This is a genomic window from Anaeromyxobacter oryzisoli (assembly GCF_022690765.1).
Taxonomy (GTDB): domain Bacteria; phylum Myxococcota; class Myxococcia; order Myxococcales; family Anaeromyxobacteraceae; genus Anaeromyxobacter; species Anaeromyxobacter oryzisoli.
In genome coordinates, this window is the sequence record NZ_JALCZA010000047.1 from 25,789 (window position 1) to 35,859 (window position 10,071).

The 10,071-nt window shown below is 73.3% G+C and carries 10 protein-coding genes and 1 pseudogene; 7 read left to right on the top strand and 4 right to left on the bottom strand.

The genetic code is table 11. From position 1 onward, the window contains the following. Positions 1-247: 247 nt before the first annotated feature. Genes MNZ27_RS15085 through MNZ27_RS15110 form a run of 6 tightly spaced genes read left to right on the top strand, consistent with a single transcriptional unit; the run spans position 248 to position 4,931 of the window. The gene (locus tag MNZ27_RS15085) at positions 248-673 is read left to right on the top strand and encodes a hypothetical protein (protein WP_242394914.1); all 426 of its coding nucleotides are present in this window, start codon (positions 248-250) and stop codon (positions 671-673) included. After that, entirely contained in the window at positions 666-1,802 is a 1,137-nt protein-coding gene (locus tag MNZ27_RS15090) for a porin (RefSeq protein ID WP_242394915.1), read from the top strand. Before MNZ27_RS15085 ends, MNZ27_RS15090 begins: the two co-directional genes overlap by 8 nt. Continuing rightward, positions 1,802-2,140 (top strand): hypothetical protein, encoded by a 339-nt coding sequence (locus MNZ27_RS15095; protein ID WP_242394916.1) that lies wholly within the window; start codon positions 1,802-1,804, stop codon positions 2,138-2,140. Before MNZ27_RS15090 ends, MNZ27_RS15095 begins: the two co-directional genes overlap by 1 nt. Positions 2,141-2,153: 13 nt before the next feature. Beyond that, positions 2,154-4,025 carry a SpoIIE family protein phosphatase gene (locus MNZ27_RS15100; RefSeq protein WP_242394917.1) on the top strand — a complete coding sequence of 624 codons (1,872 nt, stop codon included), beginning with the start codon at positions 2,154-2,156 and terminating at the stop codon, positions 4,023-4,025. Continuing rightward, positions 4,018-4,533: an ATP-binding protein gene (locus MNZ27_RS15105; RefSeq protein WP_242394918.1), complete on the top strand. Its 516-nt coding sequence runs from the start codon at positions 4,018-4,020 to the stop codon at positions 4,531-4,533. Before MNZ27_RS15100 ends, MNZ27_RS15105 begins: the two co-directional genes overlap by 8 nt. After that, positions 4,530-4,931, top strand: a complete 402-nt coding sequence (locus MNZ27_RS15110; protein WP_242394919.1) for an STAS domain-containing protein — start codon at positions 4,530-4,532, stop codon at positions 4,929-4,931. Before MNZ27_RS15105 ends, MNZ27_RS15110 begins: the two co-directional genes overlap by 4 nt. Positions 4,932-5,014: 83 nt before the next feature. Here MNZ27_RS15110 and MNZ27_RS15115 read toward each other — a convergent pair whose 3' ends face one another. Next, on the bottom strand, positions 5,015-5,761 hold the full coding sequence (locus tag MNZ27_RS15115; RefSeq protein WP_242394920.1) for an SDR family NAD(P)-dependent oxidoreductase: 747 nt from the start codon (positions 5,759-5,761) through the stop codon (positions 5,015-5,017). 280 nt (positions 5,762-6,041) lie between these two features. On the opposite strand from MNZ27_RS15115, the gene MNZ27_RS15120 reads away from it, so the two are divergent. After that, a complete protein-coding gene (locus MNZ27_RS15120) occupies positions 6,042-7,388 on the top strand; it encodes a multiheme c-type cytochrome (protein WP_242394921.1) in 1,347 nt (448 codons plus the stop codon). Positions 7,389-7,461: 73 nt separating this feature from the next. On the opposite strand, the gene MNZ27_RS15125 is transcribed toward MNZ27_RS15120, so the two are convergent. The 3 genes and pseudogenes from MNZ27_RS15125 to MNZ27_RS15135 form a co-directional block, all read right to left on the bottom strand. Beyond that, positions 7,462-8,631, bottom strand: a complete 1,170-nt coding sequence (locus tag MNZ27_RS15125) for a phosphopentomutase (protein WP_242394922.1) — start codon at positions 8,629-8,631, stop codon at positions 7,462-7,464. A gap of 63 nt (positions 8,632-8,694) precedes the next feature. Beyond that, positions 8,695-9,375 carry a deoxyribose-phosphate aldolase gene (deoC, locus tag MNZ27_RS15130; protein WP_242394923.1) on the bottom strand — a complete coding sequence of 227 codons (681 nt, stop codon included), beginning with the start codon at positions 9,373-9,375 and terminating at the stop codon, positions 8,695-8,697. A gap of 78 nt (positions 9,376-9,453) precedes the next feature. Then, positions 9,454-10,071: pseudogene (locus MNZ27_RS15135) on the bottom strand (hypothetical protein); the annotation flags it as partial.

Consider the following 10,071-nt stretch of genomic DNA (forward strand, 5'->3'; position numbering starts at 1 on the left):
GCGCATCGTGCCGCCAACGTGGCAATCCGCCACTTACCCGCTCCATTGGTGCGAGTGCGTCAAATGCCCCATCCGCCAGGACATTGAGTCAGTTGACACCCGCACGGGAAGACCGTCACGATGGGCTAGCCCTTGCCGCGAAGGGCAGGCCCGCGGCGGGGCGGGGGAGGTAGGGGTTCCGATGCGTATCGGCGGCGCCAAGCCGTCCGGTCATTCACTCGACGACCGCGCTCGAGGCGAGCGGGGCGTGGCGGTCGCCGTCGCGCTCGTGGCCGCCTTCGCCGCCGTGGCTTGCCAGCCGGAGCCGAAGGTCGGGGCGCCGATCCAGGGCGTCCCGTCGCAGGCGCAGACGTTCGGCGCCATCACCCAGGGCATCCTCGTCCCGCGCTGCGCCACCTCGGCCTGCCACGCCGGGAGCCCGCCGCCCGCGGAGCCGACGCTCGACGCGGGCGTAGCGTGGAGCGCCCTGGTCGCCGTCCCGTCGCTCCAGGCGTCCGGGACGCAGCTCGTCGAGCCGTTCGCCCCGGACCGCAGCTACCTCGTCATGAAGCTCCGCGGCACCGCCGCCAACGCGGGCGGGATCGGGACCCTCATGCCGCCCGACGCGGCGCTCGACGAGGCCGACATCGCAGCGATCGAAGCGTGGATCTCCAACGGAGCGCCGAATGACTGAGAGCCGCCCTCCCCGCGCCGTCCGCGCCGCCACGCTGCTGCTGCTCGCCCTCGCGCCCGCCGCGCGCGCGAAGGACAGCAACGTCCAGGTCTCCGGCTCCGTGTACGTGGACTACTGGGGCGTCCCGAGCGACGCCGCCCGGGCCCACGCGCCGTCCTCGATGACGCCGGACGCGTCGCTCAAGATCGGCGTGGACATCCACGACGAGCTCTCGTTCTCCGCCAAGGCGTGCGCGTCCTGCCACGGGATCGACCTCGAGCACGTCTACCTCGACTACCAGCCGAAGGCCTGGTTCAACGTCCAGGCGGGACGGATCCCGGTCCCCTTCGGCGAGTACTCCCAGCGCGTCGATCCGTCGAGCCACCGCACCGCCTCGCCGCCGCTCATCTACGACATGGGGCGGATGGCGTACGGCGAGCGGACCGCCATGAACCTCGGCATCATCCCGCAGCCCTACACGGACACCGGCGCCCTCGTGTACGGCGTCACGTGGCTCGGCTCGAAGCTGCAGGTCTGGTACGGCGCCTACGCCGTCTCGGGGCTCAAGGGCTCGAACGACATCGACTGGATGGCGATGAGATCCGCGCCGTACCGCGACAACAACGATCGGCCCGCCGGCGGCGGGCGCATCGCGGTCACCTGCTCGTCCGACGGCGCGGCCGTCCTGGGCGACGTCTCCGTGGGCGCCTCGTACACCGCGGGCCGCTACGACAAGGACGCGAAGCTCGAGTACGAGATCTGGGGAGTGGACGCGTCCGCGAAGGTCGGCCCGTTCACCGCGCGCGGCGAGTACGCGGCGCGGCGCACCGACCTCGACCCGAACGCGACCTACCGCTTCGACCTGATCGATCCCTGGTTCAGGAAGGACGGCTGGTACGCGGAGCTCGAGCACCCGCTGGGCGGCCACCTGAACGTCGTCTACCGCTACGACGCGCTCCGCCGGAACGGCATGCCGCTCCCCGGCGCGAACGCCCAGCTCTCGACGAGCAGCCGGATCGTCCGGTACACCGGGGGGCTCATGATCACCCCGGCGCAGGCGATCTACCTCAAGGCGTCGTGGGAGTACTGGGACACCAGCGACTTCGGCGCCTTCCACTCCTGGCACGCGGGCCTCGGAGGGGCCTTCTGATGAACGCCATCGCGATGACCGGCGCCGCCGCCGCGCTCACCGGGCTCCTGCTCGCCGGCAACGGCGACAAGGCCCCGCCGGATCCGCGCGACTACGGGCCCGACCGGATCGACATCTCGAGCTACCCGGACGAGCAGCGCAAGGAGTACGTCGTCTACTCCGCGAAGTGCGTGAAGTGCCATCCGCTCGCGCGGTCGGTGAACGCGCACTACGACGCCCGCGACTGGAAGCGCTACCTGAAGCGCATGATCCGGCGGCCCAACTCCGGCATCAACGAGGAGCAGGCGGCGCAGATCTACGACTTCCTCAAGTTCCACGCGGACAAGATGGGGTACTGAGGCGCCTCCGTCGATGTCCATCCCGTTCGCCGAGCGCGCCCGCACCTCGCTGCGGGTGCGGCTGTTCCTCGCCTCGGGCGCGCTCCTCGTGATCGCGCTCACCACGGCGGCCCTCGCGTCCGAGCGCGCCGCCCGATCGGTGATCGTCGAGGCGGTGCACTCGCACCTCACCGGGCGCGTCACCGAGGTGCACGAGGCGGTGCAGCGCTTCCTCCGCGAGCGCGCGATGTCGGTGCGCAACTGGGCCGAGGCCGAGGCGATGCAGATGACCATCGACTCCGGCGATCCCAAGTTCGCGGAGGACTACCTCCGGCGCGTCATCCAGGACCAGGAGGGCGCGATCACCGCGGCGGCCCTCCTCAACGCCAGGGGCGCGATCACCGCGGCGGTGCGCTCCGCCTCCGGCGAGAAGCGTGGCGCCGCGCTGCCGCAGGCGCGCGGCCGCGTGGCCGACCTCCCCCTGAACGGCGCGAAGAACGAGCTCGTGACCGTGGTGGGTCCGCTCTCCCGCCTCGTGCCGAACGCGACGGAGGGGAACGTCCTGTTCCTCGTCGCGCCCGTGAAGGACTTCGCCGGCGACCTCTGCGGGTTCGTGGTCGCGGCGGTGCCGCCCCAGTCGCTCGCGGCGCTCCTCGCCGACGTGAACGGCAAGGACGGCGGGTACCGCCCGGTGATCGCCGACCCGGAGCGCGCCCTGACCATCTCGCTGCCGGGCACCCCCGAGGCGGCGCTGCGCCCCGTCCTCGACCTGCCCGCGGGGACCCCCGGGACGCTCGAGCGCCTGTCCCCACCCGGCGTCGCGCCGGCGCTCGCGGTCCGCACCGCCGCGGCGGCCGACGCCCCTCACTTCGCCGCGCTGATGCTCCTCGACGAGGGCAAGGCGTACGGCCGGCTCTCCTGGCTGCGGTGGATGCTCGCGGCGCTCTTCGGCGCGGTCCTGGTGGGCGCCGGCCTCGCGAGCGTGGCCGCGCTCCGGCAGGCGACCCGGCCCCTGTCCGAGGTGGCGGGGTCGATGGCCCGCGTCGCGAGGGGCGACCTCAGCACGCGCCTCCGCGCGAAGTACACCGACGAGCTCGGCGAGCTCGTCCAGTCCTTCAACACGATGGTGACGGAGGTCGAGCGGTCCCGGAACGAGCTGCAGCGCACGGAGGCGCTCCGCAAGGAGGTGCAGATCGCCCACCGCATCCAGACCGCGATCCTGCCGGTCAGCCCGACGGTGGAGGGGTTCGAGGTCGCGGCGCGCATGAAGCCCGCCGACGACGTGGGCGGCGATCTCTACGACGTCCTCCCGTTCGAGGACACGTTCTGGGTCCTCGTGGGCGACGTCTCCGGGCACGGCATCAACTCCGGGCTCGTCATGATGATGGCGCAGGCCGCCGCGTACGCGGCCATCGCGGACCACCCCACCGCCTCCCCGAAGGACGTGATCGCGGCGGTGAACCGCGTCGTCCACGAGAACGTCCGCAAGCGCATGAAGCGCGACGACTACCTCACGCTCATGGCGGCCCGGCACCTGGGGGACGGCCGCTTCGTGGCGGCGGGCGCGCACCAGCCCATCTTCATCACCCGCGGCGGCGGCTACATCGAGGTCGTCGACTCGGTCGGGCCGTGGGTCGGCCTGACGGCCGACCCGCCCGGCATCGAGGAGTACGAGTTCCGGGTCGCGCCGGGCGAGAGCATCTGCCTGATCACCGACGGCATCGTCGAGGCCGTCGACCGCGAGGGCAACCTGTTCGATCAGGAGCGGCTGACGGCGCTCCTCGGCGCCGTCGGCACGGCGCCGGCCCCGGAGGTGCTCCGGGTGCTGTTCTCCGCCGTGGAGGTCTTCGCGGCGCACCAGGCGGACGACATGACGGCGGTCGTCCTGAGGCGAAAGAATGACTGAGGCGAAGGAACAGAAGCAGCCCATCTACCTCACGATGCGGATGAAGCCGCCGTGGGTGTTCATCGACGAGCTCCGGCGGTTCGTGGAGTCGTTCTGCGCGTGCGCGTGCCCCGAATGCGATCGCGAGGCACAGCTGGCCCTCACGGTGCACGAGCTCATGCAGAACGCGGTCCCGCACTCCCACGACGAGGAGGTCGAGCTCACCCTCGAGGTCGAGCCCGCGGTGGATCGCGTCGCGGTGTCGATCTCGAACGCCTGCACCGACGACGAGTTCAACGCGCTGGCCGCGCGCGTCCAGCGCATGAACCGCGAGCCCGACGCGCTCCAGCACTACCTCAGGGCGATGGAGGAGGCCCCCGCGCACACGCGCGGCGGCCTCGGGCTCGCCCGCATCCGCTACGAGGCCCAGCTCGACCTGTCGGTCTCACGGTCGTGGGGCCGTCTCACCGTTCACGCGTTCGGCAAGCTGCACGTGCAGCCGCTCCGCCTTCCCGGAGGCATCCGATGACCATCCCGTCCCAGCCCGCGAGCCGCGGCGCTCCCATCCAGGTCGCCGAGGAGAAGTACTCCGCGGGCGTCGTCACCGACGGCCGCGGCACCCGCGTCCAGTTCCGCGGCACGATCAGCACGCCCAACCCGGCGGTCGTCCTCAACCCGTTCGTGGACGCGGTCCACGACGAGCTCGTGAAGGCGGCGGCGAAGGAGGTGCTGGTCGACTTCCGCGAGCTCGAGTTCTGCAACTCCTCGGGGTTCAAGGCGTTCATCCACTGGATCCAGAAGATCCAGGAGCTCCCCGAGGCGCAGCGGTACGGGCTGCGGTTCCTGTCGAACCCCGCGCGGAAGTGGCAGCGGACGAGCCTGCTCGCCCTCTCCTGCTACGGCGTGAGCTCCGTCACGATCCAGTAACGCGCCCGCCCGGCGCGCCCGCGGCGTTCCCCGCCCGGCGCGCCCGCGGCGTTCCCCGCCCGTCGCGGGCGGCGCCGTCATCGTCAGATCATGAGCGCGCCGCCGCTCACCGGGACGTACGCGCCAGTGAGGAAGCGCCCGGCGTCGGAGGCGATCATCAGCACGGCCCCGGCGACGTCGTCGGGGACCCCGTTCCGGCCGAGCGGCGTGAGCCGCGCGATCGCCTCCTTCTGGGCCGCCGGCTGGTTCGCCGTCGCGTCGGTGTCGGTGAGCCCCGGCGCGACCGCGTTCACGCGGACGCCGGACGGCCCGAGCTCGAGCGCGAGCGCGCGGACGAACGCGTCGAGGCCGGACTTGGCGGTGCTGTGCGCCACGAACCCGGGCCCGGGGTGGCGCGAGAGGCCGCTCGAGATCGCGACGATGCACCCCGACCGCCGCGCGATCATCCCGGGGAGGACCGCCTTGCAGCAGTGGAAGGCCGCGCCGAGCTCGCCGACGAGCTTCGCCTGGAAGTCCGCCCACTCGTAGTCGAGGAACGGCCGGATCGGGAAGCCGATCGACGCGTTCACGACCAGCGTGTCGACGGGACCGAGCGCGGCGGTCGCCTCCGCGACCATCGCCTGCACCTGGGCGGGATCGCGGACGTCCGCCCTCACGGCGACCGCCCGCCCATCGCCTCGCCGGATCTCCTCGACGACCGCGCGCGCCGCCGCCTCGTTCTGCAGGTAGTTCACCGCCACGGCGGCGCCGTGTCGGGCGAGGCGCTTGGCGACCGCGGCGCCGATGCCGCGGCTCGCGCCGGTCACGAGGGCCACACGGTTCTTCATCATGGCTTGCGCTCCTCCGCCCGGAACGGGCGCGCCCGGGGATCGGGCGCTCCCAGCGAGCGTACTCGATCGGGGGCGCGCCGTGACCGCCGCGGCGCGACGCCTCTGCGCGCCGCACCCTTCGGTCGCTCGCGGATGGGGCGTCCACAACGGAGCGGCCCCGCCGTCCTGCGACGGTGCCAGCATACGGGCCGCGACGGCGACAGGTGGCGACGCGCGGCCTGCGCCGGCGTCGCTGCACCGGCCTCGGGGCCGACCCGCCCCGCTCCTCACGGGAGGACACATGACGCCCAAGCGACTCGTCCCGCTCGCTGCGACCCTCGCCTTCGACCTCGCCGTCGCGCTCGGGGCGGGGCGCGCCGCGGCCCAGGCGACGCGACCCGCGGCGCCCGCGGCGAAGGGCGGCGCGGACCAGATCTGCGTCGATTGCCACGCGCAGGCGAGCCCCAGCATCGTGTCCGACTGGAAGCTCTCGCGCCACGCCGCGATGGACGTCGGCTGCGCGACCTGCCACGGCGACGGCCACCGGACGAGGGACGACGTCGCGAACGCGAGGCTCCCCACCCCGGACACCTGCGCCCCGTGCCACGACGCCCAGGTCGGGCAGTTCAAGCGCGGGAAGCACGCGTTCGCCTGGGCGTCGGTGAAGGCGATGCCGACCTTCCACTACCAGCCGATCGCGATCCGCGAGGGGCTGAAGGGCTGCGGCGGCTGCCACAAGCTCGGCCTGAAGAGCGAGGCGGAGATGAAGGACCTCCGCGCGTCGTCGGGTGGCTTCGGCGTCGCCTCCTGCGACGCGTGCCACACGCGCCACCTCTTCTCGAAGGCGGAGGCCCTCCGGCCCGAGGCCTGCGAGACCTGCCACATGGGCTTCGATCACCCGCAGTGGGAGATGTACTCGGGCTCGAAGCACGGCGTGCGCAACGCGCTCAAGGGCCAGCGAGCGATCCCGGAGACCAGCGCCGCGCCGACCTGCCAGACCTGTCACATGCAGGAGGGGAGCCACGAGGTCCGCACCGCGTGGGGCTTCCTGGCGGTCCGGCTCCCGATGCCGGCGGGCGACGCGCAGTGGACGGCGGACCGGACGACGATCCTCCAGGGCCTCGGCGTCCTCGACCCGCAGGGGAAGCCCACGGGTCGCCTCGAGGTGGTGAAGCAGGCGGACGTGGCGCGCCTCACGCAGGAGGCGTTCGACGCCGAGCGGAGCAAGATGCTGAAGACCTGCACGCAATGTCACGCCCGGGCGTTCGCGAGCAAGCAGCTCGAGCTCGGCGACGGGCTCATCCGCGACGCCGACCACCTCATGGCCGAGGCGATCCGGACGGTCGCCGGCCTCTACCGGGACGGCGTGCTCCCGAAGCCGAAGCAGTACGCGTACGCGTTCCCGGACCTGCTCACCTTCCACGACGCGCCGACGCCCGTCGAGCAGACGCTCTTCGTGATGTTCCTCGAGCACCGCATGCGGGCGTTCCAGGGCGCGTTCCACGCGAACCCCGACTACGCCAACTGGTACGGCTGGGCCGAGATGCGCCGCGATCTCGTGGAGATCCAGGCCGCGGCCGAGGACCTGCGGCGGGTGGCGAAGGCGAAGGGCGCCGCGCCCGCGAAGCGGCCGCCGCAGGGGCGGTAGCGCCGAGCCCGCCGCCGGGCGCGCCCCGTCCGCGCCCGCGGGAGGGGCTCTCCGGCGTCGAGGGGGCGCGCGCTCACCCGCGGAGCGCGCCGAGGAAGCTCGTCCCGACCGCGGCGTGCACGCCGAAGAACTCGGCGACGGTCGCGCCGAGATCGGCGAACGAGCTCCGCGTCCCCAGCTCGCCCCCGCCCGCCCCCGCGACGTGCACGAGGAGCGGCACGAACTCCCGGGAGTGGTCGGTGGACGGCGTGGTGGGATCGCAGCCGTGGTCCGCCGTGACGGCGCAGACCTCGCCGCGGCGGAGCTTGCCGAGCAGGCGCGGCATCGCCCGATCCAGCTCCTCCAGGGCGCGGGCGTAGCCGGCGGGGTCGTTCCGGTGGCCGTAGAGCATGTCGAAGTCCACCAGGTTCACGAAGACGAGCCCGTGGTCCACGCGGTCGAGGAGCGCCTCGGTCTTCGCCAGGCCGTCCGCGTTCCCCTCGGTGTGGACCTCCTCGGTGATCCCCTTGTGGTCGAAGACGTCCGGGATCTTCCCGACGCCGATCACGGGGACGCCCGCGCCGACCAGCGCGTCGAGGACGGTCCGGCCGGGGGTCGCGATGGCGAAGTCCTTGCGGTGGTAGGTGCGCACGTAATGACCGGGCGCGCCGACGAACGGACGGGCGATCACCCGCGCGACGCGGACCGGGTCGAGGATCCGCCGCGCGATCCGGCACCAGGCGTACAGCGTCTCGAGCGGCACGGTCTCCTCGTGCGCCGCGATCTGGAAGACCGAGTCGGCCGACGTGTACACGATGGGCTTCCCGGTCTCCTGGTGCTCCTCGCCGAGGACGCGGATGATCTCCGTCCCGCTCGCCGCCACGTTGCCGAGGATCCCGGGGGCGCCGGTCTCCGCCAGGAAGCGGTCCACGATCTCGGGCGGGAAGCCCCGCGGGAAGAGCGCGAGCCCCTCCTCGAGGACGATCCCCATCATCTCCCAGTGGCCCGTGATGGTGTCCTTGCCCCGGGAGCGCTCCGCCATGCGGCCGTGGAACGCCGCCGGGCGGGGATCCGGCGGCACGCCCTGGATCGCGGTGACGTGGCCGAGCCCCATCCGCCCGAGGTTGGGGAGCGCGAGCCCGCCGACCGCGCGGCTCGTGTTCCCGATCGTGTCCGCCCCCTCGTCGCCGTACTCTCCGGCGTCCGGGAGCGCGCCGCAGCCGGCGCTGTCTGCGACGAGGATGACGAAGCGGCGACGGTCCATGAGCGGATTGTAGCTCCGGGCCGGGTAGGCTTCAGGCTACGGGAGCCCGCGACCCGAGCCCCTTCAAAACACTCCGGTCACGATCGCGACCGACGCCGAGGCCCCGATCCGGCTCGCGCCGGCCCGGATCAGCTCGAGCGCAGCCGCGGCGGTCCGCACCCCGCCCGACGCCTTGACCCCCAGGTCCTCGCCGACCACGCGGCGCAGCAGCGCGACGTCGGCTGCGGTCGCGCCGGCGCCTCCGAAGCCGGTGGACGTCTTCACGTACGCCGCGCCGGCGCAGCGGACCAGGGCGGCAGCGGCGACCTTCTGGTCGCGCGAGAGCCGCGCGGTCTCCAGGATCACCTTCACGGGCACCGGCGCGGCGGCGACCACCGCGCGCAGGTCCTCGAAGACGTCCTCGTACCGCCCCGAGAGCAGCGCCGGGAGCGCGATCACGAGATCGAGCTCCTCCGCCCCGCGCCGCGCCGCGTCGAGGGCCTCGGCGACCCGGGCGCCGGTGGTCCCCTCGCCGCGCGGGAAGTCCACGACCGCGATCGGGAGCACCTTCGTGCCGGCGAGGAGCCGCCGCGCCTCGCCGACCTGGTCACGACGGACGCAGACCGCGGCGAACCCGTGGGTCCGCGCCTCGGCGCAGACGCGGGCGAGGTCGTCCGCCGTCGCCCCCGGCGCGAGGAGGGTGTGATCGATGAAGGGCGCGAGATCGCGCGGGGTGCGGATCGCGTCGGCGGAGATCGTGGGCATGGGCGGGGGATGCTAGCGCGCCAAGACTTGCCCGTCACCGTGCCCCGGCCGCCTGCCCGCTCGCCTCCACGCCCGCGATCACCGCACCGCGGCGAGCGAGAGCGGCGCCTCCACGTCGAGCGCCGCGCCCTGGAACGCGGGGAACACCACTCGCCGGGACGCCGCGACGAGGCAGCGCCCGAGCGCCGTCTGCTCGAGATCGGCCTCCGCGATCCAGCACGCCGAGACCACCCCGCTCGGCTGGACCGTGAGCATGAGCGTCGCCCGCCGATCGTCCACCCTGAGCCGCGGATCGATCTTGAGCGCCTTCGTCACGCACGCGCCGAACGCCGCGCGATCGTCGGCGAGGGCGCGCTCGATCGCGGTCGGATCGAGCGCCGCCCGCCCGGTGTCGAGGCTCGTCTTCTCGATCGCCGCGGCGGGCACGGCGTCGGCCTTCTTGTCGAGCAGATCGAGGAGCCTGCGGTCCGCGCTCGCCAGCTCGACCTTCCGCCGGCGGTCGCGCCCACCCGAGCTGATCTTCACCGGCTCGAATCCGCCCCGGAGGCGTCTCTTCCCCCGTGACGGCGCGGGAGCGGCGCTCGCCGCCGCGTCCGCGGGCGCAGCGAGGAGGGCGCCCGGCTCGACCGAGGCGGCCGAGGCGGCCGGGGCGGGCCCGCCGGCTCCCGGCGTCGGAGCGGGCGCGGCCGGGTCGGA